This is a genomic window from Ectothiorhodospira marina (assembly GCF_900109495.1).
In the GTDB taxonomy this organism is placed as follows: domain Bacteria; phylum Pseudomonadota; class Gammaproteobacteria; order Ectothiorhodospirales; family Ectothiorhodospiraceae; genus Ectothiorhodospira; species Ectothiorhodospira marina.
Genome location: NZ_FOAA01000016.1, coordinates 58,253 through 74,375, shown reverse-complemented (window position 1 = coordinate 74,375; position 16,123 = coordinate 58,253). Strand labels below are relative to the sequence as shown.

Here is a 16,123-nt window from a genome sequence, read left to right as displayed (position 1 = left end):
TCATACCGGCACACCCCTCTATTGCTTGAGATCGTGCCGGTGATGATGTGGGATTAGCGGGGACTATGGAATATGGGGGCTACCGGACGGATACGGCAATTCCAGAGGCAAGGGATTTTCTGATACTGGTTTACCTTAATCCCCGTTGTTTCACACACGAGGAGAAGAGACATGAAAGAACAGATTATGTCCCACAAATCCGTCGCATCGTCTTGGGAGATAATGAGAGAACTCAAAAAGCTCGAGCAACTTCTGGCCCAGCAGCAACAAAGCCAAAAACCGGTTTTATCTGTTGATGAGTGCGCTCAGCTCTTGGGTTTGTCCGTCAGCTACGTCTATCGGCTCACCAGTGAAAAACGCATACCCCACTACAAACCTCATGGCAAAAAAGTTTATTTTCGCCGGGAAGAGATCATCGAATGGGCCTTATCCAATAAAGTCACGCCAGACGGCGAAATCGCAGACTGTATTCGTACCCACGCACGTCGAGCTCGCCGAGGTGTGTAATGGATACTGGTATTGGCAACTTCATCCGATTTATCAATAAGCAAGATCCTACTTCATTCGCTGGGGAACTGTCTCACTGGCCTGTAAATATACAAGCGGCCTTTGAAAACCCGGGGCCTCGCCTCAATTTTTTGATCCCTGGCATGATCCGCGGTTCGGTTGGCAGCCTTGTAGCACCCGGAGGTGCAGGAAAGTCTGTTTTTGGTCTCCAGCTCGCCGTATGGTTGACATCGGGTGCCGATTTACTTGGTTTTGGTGAAGCTCCGACAGATCAGGCAGTAGCTTACCTGTCTGCAGAAGATCCTTTACCTGTGCTGAGCGAGCGTTTATACGCCATAGGAGAGGTACTCTCTGACCGGGAAAGACACCTCGTCGAGGATAATTTGATGGTTATGCCGCTGGAAGGCATACAAGCGAACCTGCTGTCATCACGGTGGATCAACGCCCTACAAAACTTAGCTGAAGCGCACGATTTGCTCATTCTGGACACTTTGCGGAGATTTCACGGATGCGATGAAAATGACGGGAGTGCGATGGCACGGTTGTTGGGGAATTTGGAGTTGATAGCGTCACGTACAGGCTGCAGCATCTTATTTCTGCATCACACGAGTAAAGCCGCACTGTGGAACCAAGCGGGAGACCAGCAGCAGGCCAGTCGAGGCTCGTCAGTTTTGACCGACAATATCCGCTGGCAGGGCTATCTTGCCGCCATGACGCCCGGTGAAGCTAAAAAATACGGGATCACTACCGAGCCAATCTCCCGTTATGTCCGCTTTGGGGTGAGCAAAGCGAATTATCACGCGGCAGTGCATCCAAAATGGTTCATCCGTGGTACAGCCGGAGTGCTCCAACCTGTTGATCTTGTTGCTCAAGCGTCCAAGAGGATCCAGCGCCGTGCAGCCGTATGAGTTGGATCACGCCAGACATGATGCCGTCCATTGTTTAGCGCCCGGCCTGTTTCGGGCGCTACAGCGGGGCGAACGAAGAACATCGAAACTCGATGTTATTTATGAGTTTGGTCAGGGCCAAAGGGTCGAGTTCAGCGGGCCAGAACCGCTCGGTGCAGATGACCTGCGTGTATTACAAGGACTCGTCGCTCTCGCCGGCCTCGAGGGAAAAATTTTGACCTCAACACCAAAATCGGCGGCTGGCATTGCCCTTCGAAATCTCCTTGAACCCAGATGGCAAGCCTCTTCTGAAGATGCTGTGGTAGTTGAATCAAGTTACCGCCGCCTGGCTCGAGAAATTGGATACTCGAAAATCGATGCCTCTGATTCAATCAAAAAATGTATCGAACGGCTGTGGAAAGTATCAGTGATCGTTCAAGATCCAGCCGGCAGCCGCAGAGGCTTCAGGCTATTGGCAGACTACCGTAGTGACGAGACTTCGCAGGGAGTTCATGTAGCCCTCAACCCAATGATTGCAGGAGCTATTCTTGGTGAATCTCGACATGTTCGCATCAGCATGGCAGAAATCCGGGCCCTCAGGAGTGAAGCCTCCAGACTTTTACATCAACGACTTTGCGCGTGGATTAACCCAGGCACTGCTCGGAAAATCGAGCTGAAGACTCTTTGTGGATATATTTTTACCACAGAGGCGAGTGCCTCAACCACTCGTAAGCGATTAAGCAGAACACGGGAAGCCATATCAGAGTTGGGTGGTATTGGGTGGAAGGTAACCGAGTACTCCAAAGGTCGATATGAGATCCAGAGGCCCACCGTTAACAGTCACAAACTACCCCGTTAACGGTCACAATTCCCCCCTTAACAGTCACACCCAAAATGCCGGAAGCTCAGTATTATCAAGCGATTCCGGCACATCCACGGATCTGATCTAAAATTATCTATAATTTTCTACTACCTAGTGCCGGGGCTGGATGCCCCGGCACATGTTTTCTTTCCAGGAGAGGTGGGTTCCAACTCCATTGGTGCATCAAAGCACCTCAGGAAAACTCACCATCGCCTCTCGCTGCCGAGGCTCGATGATGTCTGCGTAGATCTCCGTCGTCCGCAGTTCCGAGTGGCCGAGCAGCCGAGACAAGCTGTAGATATCCACACCTCTGGAAAGTTGAATCACTGCAAAGGTGTGCCGCGCACTATGGAAAGTGATGTGTTTTGTGATGCCAGCGTTCATAGCCCAACGGGTGAGTTCCATGTTGTGCCAGGACGAGTACTTCAACCCTTTGAACACTCGCTCTGACGGGGCCTTGGGAAGTCCCATGAGCTTTATAGCAGTGCGATTCAAATCGAGGTACTGCAAGCCCTTTGTTTTCTTCTGACGAAAGATGAGCCGGTGCCCATCGTAGAACTGCTCCACATCCCCCCAAACCAACTTCTGCACATCGGACCATCGTAAACCGGTACACGCAGAGAATAGAAATGCCCTCTTCAGCACTTCGTACCTGCAATCGGCTTTGGCCAAAGCCCGAAGCTCCTCTTCCGTGAGGTACACCCTCTGATTGTTCTCTGGTTTGATGTTCTTTACTCGACGAACCGGATTGTCATGAATAATTCCCTGCTGCTCAGCCTGGTTCAGAGCAGCCCGAAGCTTATTGAAGTACGCATGCTGGGTATTAGAGCTGAGAGGGGCCGTACTTTTAGTGCGTGCAATGTGGATAAGGTAATGTTTGAAACCCTCAAGGAAAGCCTGGTCCACTTCCTCGAAGGTCAGTTCCGGCAGTCTGTGGAAAACTTTCAGATGCTTGAGTGTCGAAACCCAGATTGAATGGTTACTTTTACTACCTGCGGCTTTTTCATCCGTGATGGACTGGAAATAATCGAAGAAGCTCGCCTTTAGTTGATTGCTGCCTCCGAGCCCGTGCTTCCCGGTTTCGTACTCGTAAAGCCTTTTGGCGCGAATGGCTTCAGCTGCCCTTTCGGCTTCCTTGTTGTGATGTCGCTGAGCAGGCGTTCTGGGTTTGTCGTACAAGAACAAATCCAAGGGTTCCCGAGATCGTTTATGCCGACGCTTGCCAGTCTCCGGATCTGTGTAGGAACCGCTGTAGTAAATCAGGCGGATTGCCCGCTTTCCTTCTGTATCTGGTTTCCGAATCTCGATGCTGATTTTCACCTTTTCCTCCATTTGTACCCCAAGAGTCCCCCAAGACCATACTTCGGGGTACTCTCGGGGTAAATCATCGAGAAAAATGGAAAGACAAAAACAGCGAGAAAGAATAAAACCCTTTATAAACAGTTACTTGATTTGCTTTTAGTTGCTGTGGGTAACCCTTTTTTTACCACTTCACTTCCCGATGCAGAAAGAGGAAAAGATCTGCCCCAGCAGGTCATCAGAGGTCACCTTGCCGGTGATTTCCCCCAGCGTGTCCTGGGCCAGGCGCAGTTCTTCGGCCATCAACTCGGGAGCCTGCGTGGTGTGGAAGTGCTGGCGTGCTTCGTGAACATGTTGGCGGGTGCGGTGCAAGGCATCCAGGTGGCGACGACGAGCGGTGAACAGGCTCTCCGGATCGCCATCGTAATGCAGGTGCTGCTTGAGCAGTTCCCTTAACGTGCTGATGCCCTCCCCGGTTCGCGCGGAGAGATACAAGCTGTCGCTGCAGTCGGCCGGCACATGATCCAGGCGGTCCAGCTTGTTGTAGACCGTGATCACCCTCAGGTGGTCTGGTAGACGCTGACGGATATCCGCCTCGGCCTCTCCCTCCCCCAGGGTGGCATCCACCACCAGCAGCACCAGGTCGGCCTTCTCGATCTCGGCCCAGGCCCGTCGGATACCCTCCTGTTCAACCGGATCGCTGGATTCACGCAGTCCGGCCGTATCCACCAGGTGTAGGGGGAGTCCATCGAGGCTGACATGCTCCTTGAGCACGTCACGGGTGGTGCCCGGGATGGCAGTGACAATCGCCGCCTCACGGTCCACCAGGCGGTTAAGAAGGCTGGACTTTCCCGCATTGGGACGGCCAGCGATCACCAGGTGAGCACCTTCACGGAGCAGGTTTCCCTGACGCGCCCCTTCCTGAAGGGTGTCCAGACGCGTGCTCAGCGCCTCCAGACGTCGATGGATACCCTCGTCCTCGAGCAGGTCCAGTTCCTCGTCGGGGAAATCCATGGCCGCCTCCACATACACTCTCAACTCGGTCAAGGCAGTGAGCAGGTCCTCCACGCAACGGGAGAACCCGCCTTCCAGGGAACGGCGGGCACTGCGGGCGGCAGCGGCGGAGCCGGCATCGATGAGATCGACCACGGCTTCGGCCTGGGTCAGGTCCAGGCGGTCATTGAGAAAGGCACGCTCGGTAAACTCGCCTGGCCGGGCCAGTCGACAACCCCGGTCGACGCAGGCCGCCAGGATCAGATCCATGATGACCGGACCCCCATGGCCTTGCAGTTCCAGCACATCCTCCCCCGTGTACGAATGGGGTCCTGCAAAGAAGAGTGCCAGGCCGGTGTCGATGGCCTGTCCCGAGGCATCCAGAAAGTCTGACAGCAGGGCCCGACGCGGTGCCGGGACGCGCCCCAGACAACCTTGGGCCACGTCCCGGGCCAGAGGACCGGAGACGCGCACGATACCCACCCCACCGCGCCCCGGCGGGGTGGCGATGGCCGCGATGGTATCGGCGTCGACCGCGATCACCGTGGATTACTTACGCGACTTACCACCCCGCGGGCGCTTCCGGCGCGAACCCTTGGCCGCGCCCCCCTTGTTCTGTGCAGACTTGCTGGCAGGGGTTTTGGACGGCGTCGACTGTGGTTCATCGGATGTCTGATCGGCCTGAGCGGCCTCAGGTTCCGAGGTCGAATCCATACGGGTATCGGCAGAGGCTTCAGTCTCGGCCAGGCCTTGGCCGGGTTCATCAGCGGTTGCGCTGTCCGCATCGTCAGCGTTGTCGTCGGCATCCTGCTTGCGACGGGAGGCTTTGGGCGGACTGCCGCCGGGCTTGGCAGCCTCTGCCGCAATCTTGCGGGTGATGTAGTACTGCTGACCAATGGACAGGAGGTTGTTCGTCAGCCAGTACAGCACCAGGCCTGCCGGGAAGAAGGCAAAGAACACGGTAAAGATGATGGGCAGGGCCATCATGATCTTCTGCTGTACCGGATCCATGGGTGCCGGGTTCAGCTTGTACTGGGCGAGCATGCTAGCGCCCATGAGCAGGGGCAACACAAAGTAAGGATCCCGCACCGACAGATCCTGAATCCATAGGATCCACGGGGCCTGTCGTAGTTCGACACTCTCCAGGAGCACCCAGTACAGGGCGATGAAGACCGGGATCTGCACCAGGATCGGCAGACAGCCGCCGAGGGGATTGATCTTCTCCTTCTTGTACAACTCCATCAGCGCCTGATTCATGCGCTGCTTGTCATCCCCGAAACGCTCCTTGAGCGCCATCATCTTGGGCTGCACCGCACGCATCTTGGCCATGGAGCGATAGCTGGTGGCCGAGAGCTTGTAGAAGGCCAGCTTGATCATCAGGGTCAGGATGAGGATGGCCCAACCCCAGTTGCCTACAAAGTCATGAATGACGCGCAGCAACCAGAAAAGAGGTTTGGACAGGACCGTGAAAATGCCGTAATCGGCGGTGAGTTCCAGGCCTTCGCGGATGTCCGACAAGGGACCCTGGAGCTTGGGGCCAATCCAGATCCGGGCATTCAATTCATCCTGAGCACCGGCCTCGATGGTCACGGGCTCGGAGCGCAGGCCGATGATGTACTCGGGCTGACCGCCTGAGGTCACCTCGCGGGCGTAAAGCAGATTCTCCTCGTCATCAAGGGGTACCCAGGTACTGAGGAAGTAATGCTCAATGACCGCAATCCAGCCTTCGGTGATATTGCGTTCGTTCACTTTTTCAGTGAGGTCTTCGAAGGCTTCCTTCTCGTAGCGCTCATCGTAGTAGGCGGCACCCGTGAAGGTGTAGAGGAACCAGGACTCGCGATCGGGTGTGGGGCCGTGGCGGAGTTGGCGATACTGCCGACCGGTCCAGGCCTGGTCACTGGCATTCTCCACCTGATGACTGACATCCACCAGGAAGTCGCCACGACGGAAGGTATAGGTCTTGGTGACCCGGATCCCTTCTTCGTTCTCCCAGGTGAGTGGTACGCTGAGCTCATCCTGACCGTCTTCAAGCTGATATTCGGTCTTTTCCGCCTGGAAGATGGCGTGATGGGACGGTGCCCGATCCGAGTGATCCACATTGGGCACACGGTCGTGAATCAGACCCGACTGAGCCACGTAGTCGCGGGCGCCCTCGTCCAGCAGTCGAACCGGATTATCCGGTTCCTGAAGGCTCACGGGATAGCTCGGTAGCTCCGCGCGGACCAGATCGCCACCCCGGGTGTCGATGAGGACATCCAGGGTATCGGTGGTCACCCGAATCTGCTGACGCTCGATGCCATCGACGTCACCGGCCTCCATGGGGGCATCTCGAGCTTCCGAATCGGGAGCCGCCGGCATGTCATCACGGGACCCGCCGGCTTCCTGATGCGTGGCATCGGAACGCTCGGGAGAAAATTCGGGCTGGGGACCGAAGTCCACGCGCCAGGCCTGCCAGATGAGGAACAGCAGGAAAACGAGGGTCAGATAGAGTATTGGACGGAGGTTATCCATGATTTCGCGGGGGTCGATGATGGCCGTGAGCGGGGTCCGGAACGGGATCATACCCGCCCTCGCACCAAGGGTGGCAGCGGCCGAGCCGCTTGATCGTCAGCCAGGAGCCATACAGGGCACCATGGCGTTCGATGGCTTCAATCCCATAGCAGGAACAGGTGGGCAGAAAACGGCAGTGTTGCCCGACGAACGGACTGAGCGTGTACCGGTAGACCTGGATCAGGAAGACGAGGATCTTTCGCATTGGATACTCATCCGTTGCCAGAGTCGGTCCAGGGCTTCACGCAGTTGTTCGTTGCTGTAGCGTTCGGCCCGGGGTTTGCAAAGGACCACGATATCGATGGCCCCCAGGGAATCCCGATGATGTCGAAACGATTCCCGGATCAGGCGTTTGATCCGGTTGCGTTGCGTGGCGAGCCGCACGTTGCGTTTCGCCACGGCCATGCCCAGTCGCGCGTTGTGCGGCGCGTCCGTGGGATGATGGCGCCAAAGTCCGGTAAAAGGCGCTTCAGAGATCCGGCGTGCGCCCGCGAAAACCTGTTGGTAATCGCTGGCGCGGGTCAGCCTGGCGGCGCGGGGGAATCCCCTGTCTGCGGGCCTGCCGGCTGGCTGGGCCAAGTGATCAGGGGCAGAGACGGGCGCGACCCTTGGCGCGGCGCGCAGCCAGCACTTTGCGGCCGCCACGGGTCGCCATGCGGGCACGGAAACCGTGGGTGCGCTTGCGATGCAGATTACTGGGCTGGAATGTTCTTTTCATGATGGCGGACCCGATAGATTCTAATGAGTGAGTGGACGGAACACCCCATCCAAGGCGCGTAAAAGTACCCGCGATTACTGTGGGTGTCAATGTTCGCGGGGCATACGGGTTGACCAGGATGTGGAAAAAGGTGTGGATAACTCTTCGGCTGCCGGAGTAGACTGGCGCGTTTATCCACCCAGCCCTGGAGAATTACCCTTGGTCGGCAGCTCCCTTTGGCAGCAATGCGTCACGCGCCTGGAGGGCGAACTCTCCGAACAACAGCTCAACACCTGGATACGTCCGCTGCATGCAGTGGAGGAACCGGAAGTCCTGCGGTTGCTCGCGCCCAATCGATTCGTGCTGGACTGGGTGAAAGACCACTTTTTCGAGCGCATTGATCAGGTGGTCAATGACACCCTGGGCGATCAGTCGGTGCGGGTGCACCTGGAAGTGGGCAGCAGCCAGCGCCCCGCTGCAACCAAGGCACCTGCCAGAACCACGAACCCGCCCGGGGCCACGGGGCAGGGTCATCAGCGCCCCGGCGCCCGCGACACAGCCATGCGGCAACCGCAGCAGGAAGCAGCGCCGCAACCGGCAGCCAGTTCCCCTCAGTTCACGAATAACCTGAATCCTAATTTCACCTTCGAGAATTTCGTCGAAGGCAAGTCCAACCAATTGGCCCGGGCGGCGAGTCTTCAGGTGGCCGGCAACGTGGGCATGGCTTACAACCCGCTGTTCCTGTACGGAAGTACAGGCCTTGGCAAGACCCACCTCATGCACGCCATCGGTAATGCGATTCTGGCGCATCGCCCTGGAGCCAAGGTGGTGTATCTCCACTCGGAGCGTTTCGTGGCCGATATGATCAAGGCCCTGCAACACAACTCCATCGACGAGTTCAAGCGCTATTATCGTTCGGTGGATGCCCTGCTGATTGATGATATCCAGTTCTTCGCGGGCAAGGAACGCTCGCAGGAGGAATTCTTTCATACCTTCAATGCCCTGCTGGAAAGCCAACAACAGGTGATCCTGACGTGTGACCGATATCCCAAGGAGGTGGATGGCCTGGAGGATCGCTTGAAGTCCCGCTTTGGCTGGGGGCTGACCGTGGCCATCGAGCCGGCGGAGTTGGAGACCCGGGTGGCCATCCTCAATCGCAAGGCCGAAGAGGCTGGGGTGGAACTGCCCAGCGAGGTGGCTTTTTTCGTGGCCAAGCGCATTCGTTCCAATATTCGTGAGCTGGAAGGCGCCTTGCGCCGGGTGCTGGCCAATGCGCATTTCACCGGCAGTGCCATCACCCTGGAGTTTGCCAAGGAGGCCCTTCACGACCTGCTGGCCCTGCAGGACAAGTTGGTAACCATCGACAACATCCAGAAAACCGTGGCCGAGTATTTCAAGATTCGGGTATCGGATCTGCACTCGAATCGGCGCAGTCGGTCCATCACCCGCCCAAGACAGGTGGCCATGGCGCTCTCCAAGGAACTCACGAATCACAGCTTGCCGGAGATTGGCAAGGCCTTCGGTGGGCGTGACCACACCACGGTGCTGCATGCCTGCCGGAAGGTGCAGGAACTTCGGGAATCCGACGCCCGCATCAATGAGGACTTCATCAACCTGCTGAGAACGCTGACGAGCTGACCTGCCCCCCACCCACCGTCCTGAAGATGGAAAAGTGGGTGTGAGCGGTGGGTAGAGCTGTGGATAACTTGTGGGCTAACACGGGACAAGTTTCGATTGCCAGGTTATCCACATTTCCTCAACAGCTTGCGCGATCCTTATCCTTGCGGCTGCACACAGCCTGGAGGCCGCGCAAGTCCATGAAAGATAAGAGTAACAAGGGTGTTGTCCAAGCAAACACCGGTTGCTAATTATTATGATTAAAGTAAGTCTTTAAAAAGATCATTATTAAAGGGTCTCCCTGATGAAATTCAGCATAGAGCGCGAACGACTGCTCAAACCGCTACAGCAAGTCATCGGTGCCGTGGAAAAACGGCAGACCATGCCGATACTCAGCAACGTGCTCATCCGGGCGGAGACCTCCCGACTGGAATTGGTGGCCACAGACCTGGAAGTGGAATGGGTCGCGGAGATGGAACACTCGGTGGCCAGCCCTGGTCTGGTGACGGTGCCCGCGCGCAAACTGCTGGATATCTGCAAGGCATTGCCGGAAGGGGCAACCGTCGGGTTGCATCACGAAGGGGATCGGTTGCTGGTGAGTTCCGGACGTTCGCGTTTCACCTTGAGCACCCTGCCAGCGGATGACTATCCCTCCCTGGAAGAGATGCGGGCCAACCTCTCTCTGGAGGTCACGCAACGAGAATTACTGGATCTCATCGAACGCACCTCCTTTGCCATGGCGGTGCAGGATGTCCGGTACTATCTCAATGGACTGATGTTTGAAGTGGAACCCGGCACGGTTCGCACGGTGGCCACCGACGGGCATCGGTTGTCCCTGTGCGCCATTGAGTCGATCGTCGAGACTCAGGAGGGGCTGCAGTTGATCCTGCCGCGCAAGGGGGTGATGGAATTGAGTCGCTTGCTCGAGCGGGTGGATGACACGGTTCGTCTTGAGTTGGGGGCCAGCCATCTGCGAGCGGTATTTGCCGGGTTGCAGTTCACCTCCAAGCTGATTGATGGGCGCTTTCCGGATTACAAACGGGTGGTACCCGAAGATGATGGGCATGTGCTCAAGGTCGACCGGGAACTCCTCAAACAGGCATTGGGGCGCACCGCCATCCTCTCCAATGACAAAGTGCGTGGGGTGCGCATGGAATTGGGGGAGAACCTTCTCAAGCTGCAGTCACATAATCCGGAGCAAGAGGAGGCCGAAGAGGAACTGGAAGTGGAGTATGCGGGGCCCGCCATGGAAATTGGCTTCAATAGCACCTACCTGCTGGATGTGGTGACTCACCTGGAAGGCGAGATCATGGAGATCAAGTTCCGCATGTCCGGGGCCTCCATCGTCATCCGTGACCAGGTGATGCCCCGCGCCATTTACGTGGTCATGCCCATCCGTCTTTGAGGATGAGTCTCTCCCGGCTCGAAATCTTCAACCTACGCATCTTTGCAAGGGCCCGGCTCGATCCCGTGCCGGGCCTGAATCTCATCATTGGCCCCAATGCCTCCGGTAAGACAAGTCTGTTGGAGGGCATTCACGTGCTCGCCACAGGACGATCGTTTCGGACGACGCGCATTGAACACGTGGTCCATCGGGGTAGCCGGGAACTGATGGTCACCGGTCAGGTGACCTACCCTCACTCGGAAAAGATCCGTATGGGAATCCGCAAGGGGGCCTCGGGAACGCGTGGGCGACTGGCCGGGCGCACGGTTCGCTCCCAGTCGGAGTTGGCGCGGGTATTGCCGTTGCAGGTGATCCATCCGGACAGTCACGAGCTTCTGTCCGGCCCCCCCGCGGAGCGACGATCCTTTCTGGATTGGGGGCTGTTCCACGAAAAACCGGAATACATGAAAATTCTGCAGGGTTACCGTCGGGCCTTGAATCAGCGTAACGAGGCACTGAGACGAGATCTTCCGAACAGCGTTTTGAGGGGCTGGGAGCGGGAACTGGCGGAACGCGGAGAATCTCTGGATAACTATCGCCGTGGATACCTGGAACGCCTTTGGCCGGTGTTTGTGGGACTGCGGTGGCAGTTGCCCGACGTGGAGGGGATGACCTGGGAGTATCGCCGTGGTTGGAAAGAGGGAGTGAATTTGGGTGAGGCGCTGGCGTCTGCCCGGGATCGGGAGCGTTCGCTGGGATATACCCTGATGGGGCCACACCGGGCGGAACTGGTCCTGAGACGGGATGGGGTCTCGTTGGCCATGCAGGCATCCCGAGGTCAACAAAAGACGGCGGTGCTGTTATTGAGGTTGTCACAGGTGGCAGTCCATCGGCAGGTCACCGGGCGATCCGCGGTGGTGATGGTGGATGATCTGCCTTCAGAGCTTGATGCAGAGCGGCGGGAGGCTGCTCTGGACTTTCTGAGTGGGCTGGAATGTCAGGTGTTTGTCAGCGCCATCGAGGCAAAGCAGGTGCAGGGACTGGGGAACTGGTCAAGTCAGCGAATGTTCCACGTGGAACATGGCTCGGTCAGGGAGGCCTGACCCGAAAACGGCGCGATGTTCCACGTGGAACATCGTGGCCATCCTACCCTCCAACCCGGGGTGAAGCCCATCGAAGTGTTATAATGCCTGCTTCATTTCAGTCCACCGCAGGCAAAGCATGACCGACCTCACGCCTCCCACCTACGACTCCTCCAACATCAAGGTCCTCAAGGGCCTGGACGCGGTCCGCAAGCGCCCGGGGATGTACATCGGTGACACGGATGACGGCACCGGTCTGCACCACATGGTCTTCGAGGTGGTGGATAATGCCATCGACGAGGCCTTGGCCGGGCACTGTCACCAAATCGTGGTCACCGTCCACAGTGATGGCTCGGTGAGCGTGAGTGACGATGGTCGCGGCATCCCTGTGGACATTCATCCGGAGGAGGGCCGATCCGCAGCTGAGGTCATCATGACCGTGCTCCATGCGGGCGGCAAGTTTGATGACAACTCATACAAGGTATCCGGGGGGCTGCACGGCGTGGGCGTGTCGGTGGTGAATGCCCTCTCCGAGGTCCTGGAAATGACCATCTACCGGGGTGGTCAGACCTTCCGCCAGACCTACCACATGGGCGTTCCTGAAGCACCTCTCAAGCCGGTGAGCGAGACTCAGAAAACAGGTACGCTGATCCGCTTCAAGCCCAGCCCCGAGGTCTTTGGTGATACCGAATTTCACTACGACATTCTCTCCCGTCGCCTGCGCGAGTTGTCATTCCTTAACTCGGGTGTGCGGATCGAGTTGGTGGATGAACGAGATGAAGGCAAGCAGGACATCTTCGAATATCAGGGCGGGATCCGGGCCTTTGTCGAGCATTTGAACCGGAACAAGACCCCCTTGCACCCCAACGTGATCTACATGGACGCTGATCGTGACGGACTGGGTGTCGAGATCGCCCTGCAGTGGAATGACTCCTACCAGGAAAATATCTTCTGCTACACCAACAACATTCCTCAGCGCGATGGGGGGACCCATCTGGCGGGGTTCCGCTCTGCCCTTACCCGCACGCTGAATCAGTACATGGACACCGAGGGCCTGCTCAAGCGCCACAAGGTGAACCCCACGGGAGACGATGCCCGTGAGGGCCTCACTGCGGTCCTCTCCGTCAAGGTGCCCGACCCCAAGTTCTCCTCCCAGACGAAGGAGAAGCTGGTCTCATCGGAAGTGAAGGGTGTGGTGGAGTCGGTCATGGCCGACGCGGTGCACAACTTCCTCCTGGAGAGTCCTGCCGAGGCCAAGATCATCACCGGCAAGATCACCGATGCCGCCAGGGCGCGGGAAGCTGCCCGCAAGGCCCGGGACATGACCCGCCGCAAGGGCGCGCTGGATGTGGCTGGCTTGCCTGGCAAACTGGCTGACTGCCAGGAGAAGGACCCTGCCCTCTCCGAACTGTTCATCGTCGAGGGTGATTCCGCCGGCGGTTCCGCCAAGCAGGGTCGCGATCGTCGCACGCAGGCCATCCTGCCCCTCAAGGGGAAGATCCTCAATGTGGAGAAGGCCCGATTCGACAAGATGCTCTCCTCCGCCGAGGTGGGCACCCTGATCACCGCGCTGGGATGTGGAATTGGCAAGGATGAGTTCGATCCGGATAAGCTGCGCTACCATCGCATCATCATCATGACCGACGCCGATGTGGATGGCTCCCACATCCGTACCCTGCTGCTCACCTTCTTCTACCGTCAGATGCCGGAGCTGGTCGCGCGGGGGCATATCTACATCGCTCAGCCACCGCTTTACAAGATCAAAAGGGGCAAGCAGGAACTTTACGTCAAGGATGAACTGGAGATGACCAACCTGTTGCTGAATCAGGCCCTTGATGGCGCCAAACTGCTGGTGCACGAGAACGCGCCGCCGGTCAGCGGCGAGTCCCTGGAGGACCTGGCGCGACGTTACAACAGCGTCATGGCGGCAGTGCAGCGCCTCGGTCGACGTTATGACCGTCACCTGCTCGAGCGAATGGTGTTCTCTTCGCCCTTGTCCGATGAACAGAGAGCCCAGCGCGACCAGCTTGAGGCCTGGTTCAATCATGTGATGGATGGCTTGCAATCGGATGCCGCTGGGGCCACCCAGTACCGGATGGAAATTCACGACGATGATCGGGGCGGCTACCAGGTGCACGTGGTGCGTCTGATGCATGGTGCCGAGATTCGGGATGTCTTTGGCGTCGACTTCTTCGAGTCGGCCGAATTTCGCCTGTTGCGCAGCCTGGCGGAACGCCTGGATGGTCTGCTGGATGAAGGGGCCAGCATCCAGCGAGGGGAACGGCGTCAACCCGTGAGCAGTTTCCGGCAGGTCATGGACTGGCTGATGGCCGAGGCTCGCCGGGGGCTGGCGGTACAGCGCTACAAGGGCTTGGGTGAGATGAATCCCGAACAACTTTGGGAGACCACCATGAACGCCGAGACCCGGCGCCTGCTGCAGGTTCAGGTCGAAGATGCCATCCGCGCCGATGAGGTCTTCACCACTTTGATGGGGGATCACGTGGAGCCGCGCCGGGAGTTCATCGAGGCCAATGCGCTCACCGCCTCCAATCTGGACATCTGATGGTCCTCTGCCCTTCCCTGATCGAGGCGATCATGGGTCGAAAACAGCCGATCCGCAGGGCGACATCCCGCTGCTGCCTGGGGCACAATGGTCCCCAGGCGCTTCCACCATCCGACTGAGGTCAATGTCATGGATATCGGCGGTTATGTCATGCTGGGCATCTTCTTTCTGATCGCCCTGTATTCAGTGCTCATTTACAACAACCTTGTGAACCTCAAGCACGCGGTCTCCAAGTCCTGGTCCAACATCGAGGTGCTGCTCAAACAGCGCTACGACGAGTTGCCCAAGCTGGTGGAAGTCTGCCGCCAGTACATGGCCTATGAAAAGGAGACCCTTGAGCGGGTCATGCGTGCCCGCTCAGCGGTGAATGCCGCACAGCAACAAGGTGACATGAAATCCCTGGGCGAGGCCGAAGATGGTCTGCGTATTGGTCTGGGCAACCTGTTTGCCGTGGCCGAGGCCTATCCGGACCTCAAGGCCGATGAAAGCTATCGCCATCTGCAGACCCGGATCAGCGGCCTGGAAAATGCCATCGCTGACCGACGCGAGTATTACAACGAGAGCGTGAACCGTAACAATGTGCGCATCGAGCAATTCCCGGACCTGGTGATTGCCCACCTGTTCCGCTTCGGTCCCTTTGATCTCCTGGAGTTCACCCGTCGCGAGACTCAGGACGTGGATGTGCGGGCCTTGTTCAACTGATCGCGGGCCTTCGCTCCAGTGCTGGATCCAGGCGAATTCTGGCTCCTGGCGACCTTGCTGGGTGCTACCCTGTGCCTCTCCCTGTTCGGGTTCATCCGTGGGGCCACTCGCAAGCGCCTGATCGCTGATACGCCCACCTCTCGCGTTCGTTCAGCCGCCCAGGGCTACGTGGAACTCATGGGTCAGGCCCGCCTCATGGAAGGCGCTCCCATCATTGCCCCACTGACCGGTACCCACTGCGCCTGGTATTCCTATCGGATCGATCGCCGCGACCGCAGCGGCTCCGGGCGCCAATCCCGTCAGCGCTGGACCTGTGTGGATCAGGGGACCAGCACCGATCTCTTCTATCTGGAGGATGAAACCGGTCAATGCGTGGTGGACCCGGAGGGGGCGCAGGTGGTCCACGTGCATCAGGACCGCTGGCACGGGGACTCACGTCGCCCATTGGTGGGGCCCAAGGGCGGGGGGACCTTTCTGGGTGCCGGACGTTATCGCTATATCGAGAGTCGTTTGCATCTTGAGGATGATCTCTACGCCATCGGTTATTTCCGCAGTCACGTCACCGGAGATGAAACCACGCTGAGCACCGAGGTCGCGCGGATCCTCAGGGAGTGGAAAAAGGATCCCGCCGCCCTCGCCCGCTTCGATGCCAACAAAGACGGAGAGATCTGTCTGGAAGAGTGGGAGGCCGCCCGGCAGGCTGCCACCGATACGGCCCTGATGCAGCGTGCCGAGCGCGCCATGGCACCCGCAACGCACCTCTTGAGTCGTGGCCCCGATCGTCGCCGGCCTTATATCCTGTCGGCCTTGCCCGAGGACCACCTGGTTACCCGGTACCGTTGGATGACCCGTTTGGGGGGACTTGGCTTCCTGCTATCCATTGGCGGCCTTGCCTGGCTGTTGCTCACGACCTGAGATGAGATCCCCGCCATCCGGCATGCGCATCGCGCATTGAAAAGGGTGATTTCAGGGGGCGACGG

The 16,123-nt window shown here is 58.2% G+C and carries 14 protein-coding genes and 1 pseudogene; 9 read left to right on the top strand and 6 right to left on the bottom strand.

Annotated elements, in window-relative coordinates:
- The first annotated feature begins 171 nt into the window (after positions 1 to 171).
- Genes BMY52_RS12775 through repC form a run of 3 tightly spaced genes read left to right on the top strand, consistent with a single transcriptional unit; the run spans position 172 to position 2,253 of the window.
- A complete protein-coding gene (locus tag BMY52_RS12775; protein ID WP_090255013.1) occupies positions 172 to 507 on the top strand; it encodes a helix-turn-helix domain-containing protein in 336 nt (111 codons plus the stop codon).
- Entirely contained in the window at positions 507 to 1,415 is a 909-nt protein-coding gene (locus BMY52_RS12770; protein WP_090255011.1) for a helicase RepA family protein, read from the top strand. Before BMY52_RS12775 ends, BMY52_RS12770 begins: the two co-directional genes overlap by 1 nt.
- Positions 1,402 to 2,253, top strand: coding sequence for a replication protein C, IncQ-type (repC, locus tag BMY52_RS12765; protein WP_090255008.1), 852 nt, complete (start codon positions 1,402 to 1,404; stop codon positions 2,251 to 2,253). Before BMY52_RS12770 ends, repC begins: the two co-directional genes overlap by 14 nt.
- 186 nt (positions 2,254 to 2,439) lie before the next feature.
- Here repC and BMY52_RS12760 read toward each other — a convergent pair whose 3' ends face one another.
- The 6 genes and pseudogenes from BMY52_RS12760 to rpmH all read right to left on the bottom strand — a co-directional run bounded on the left by BMY52_RS12760 (position 2,440) and on the right by rpmH (position 7,816).
- Positions 2,440 to 3,576 carry a site-specific integrase gene (locus BMY52_RS12760; protein ID WP_090255025.1) on the bottom strand — a complete coding sequence of 379 codons (1,137 nt, stop codon included), beginning with the start codon at positions 3,574 to 3,576 and terminating at the stop codon, positions 2,440 to 2,442.
- Between the two features lie 171 nt (positions 3,577 to 3,747).
- On the bottom strand, positions 3,748 to 5,091 hold the full coding sequence (mnmE, locus tag BMY52_RS12755) for a tRNA uridine-5-carboxymethylaminomethyl(34) synthesis GTPase MnmE (RefSeq protein WP_245740853.1): 1,344 nt from the start codon (positions 5,089 to 5,091) through the stop codon (positions 3,748 to 3,750).
- Positions 5,092 to 5,388: 297 nt separating this feature from the next.
- A pseudogene (gene yidC / locus BMY52_RS12750) lies at positions 5,389 to 7,059 on the bottom strand (membrane protein insertase YidC); the annotation flags it as partial.
- Positions 7,052 to 7,303 carry a membrane protein insertion efficiency factor YidD gene (yidD, locus tag BMY52_RS12745; protein ID WP_090255005.1) on the bottom strand — a complete coding sequence of 84 codons (252 nt, stop codon included), beginning with the start codon at positions 7,301 to 7,303 and terminating at the stop codon, positions 7,052 to 7,054. The pseudogene yidC and the gene yidD, both read right to left, overlap by 8 nt.
- A complete protein-coding gene (rnpA, locus tag BMY52_RS15440; RefSeq protein ID WP_245740851.1) occupies positions 7,279 to 7,743 on the bottom strand; it encodes a ribonuclease P protein component in 465 nt (154 codons plus the stop codon). Before rnpA ends, yidD begins: the two co-directional genes overlap by 25 nt.
- Positions 7,682 to 7,816, bottom strand: coding sequence for a 50S ribosomal protein L34 (gene rpmH / locus BMY52_RS12740; RefSeq protein ID WP_082829751.1), 135 nt, complete (start codon positions 7,814 to 7,816; stop codon positions 7,682 to 7,684). Before rpmH ends, rnpA begins: the two co-directional genes overlap by 62 nt.
- 198 nt (positions 7,817 to 8,014) lie before the next feature.
- On the opposite strand from rpmH, the gene dnaA reads away from it, so the two are divergent.
- The 6 genes from dnaA to BMY52_RS12710 all read left to right on the top strand — a co-directional run bounded on the left by dnaA (position 8,015) and on the right by BMY52_RS12710 (position 16,058).
- Entirely contained in the window at positions 8,015 to 9,433 is a 1,419-nt protein-coding gene (gene dnaA / locus BMY52_RS12735) for a chromosomal replication initiator protein DnaA (RefSeq protein WP_090255004.1), read from the top strand.
- A gap of 283 nt (positions 9,434 to 9,716) precedes the next feature.
- The gene (gene dnaN / locus BMY52_RS12730) at positions 9,717 to 10,817 is read left to right on the top strand and encodes a DNA polymerase III subunit beta (protein WP_090255002.1); all 1,101 of its coding nucleotides are present in this window, start codon (positions 9,717 to 9,719) and stop codon (positions 10,815 to 10,817) included.
- A gap of 2 nt (positions 10,818 to 10,819) precedes the next feature.
- On the top strand, positions 10,820 to 11,899 hold the full coding sequence (gene recF, locus BMY52_RS12725; RefSeq protein WP_090255000.1) for a DNA replication/repair protein RecF: 1,080 nt from the start codon (positions 10,820 to 10,822) through the stop codon (positions 11,897 to 11,899).
- 118 nt (positions 11,900 to 12,017) lie between these two features.
- Positions 12,018 to 14,441 (top strand): DNA topoisomerase (ATP-hydrolyzing) subunit B, encoded by a 2,424-nt coding sequence (gene gyrB / locus BMY52_RS12720; RefSeq protein ID WP_090254999.1) that lies wholly within the window; start codon positions 12,018 to 12,020, stop codon positions 14,439 to 14,441.
- 129 nt (positions 14,442 to 14,570) lie between these two features.
- The gene (locus tag BMY52_RS12715; protein WP_090254997.1) at positions 14,571 to 15,143 is read left to right on the top strand and encodes a LemA family protein; all 573 of its coding nucleotides are present in this window, start codon (positions 14,571 to 14,573) and stop codon (positions 15,141 to 15,143) included.
- An 18-nt stretch (positions 15,144 to 15,161) separates the two neighbouring features.
- Positions 15,162 to 16,058 (top strand): GIDE domain-containing protein, encoded by an 897-nt coding sequence (locus BMY52_RS12710; protein WP_090254995.1) that lies wholly within the window; start codon positions 15,162 to 15,164, stop codon positions 16,056 to 16,058.
- Positions 16,059 to 16,123 lie beyond the last annotated feature (65 nt).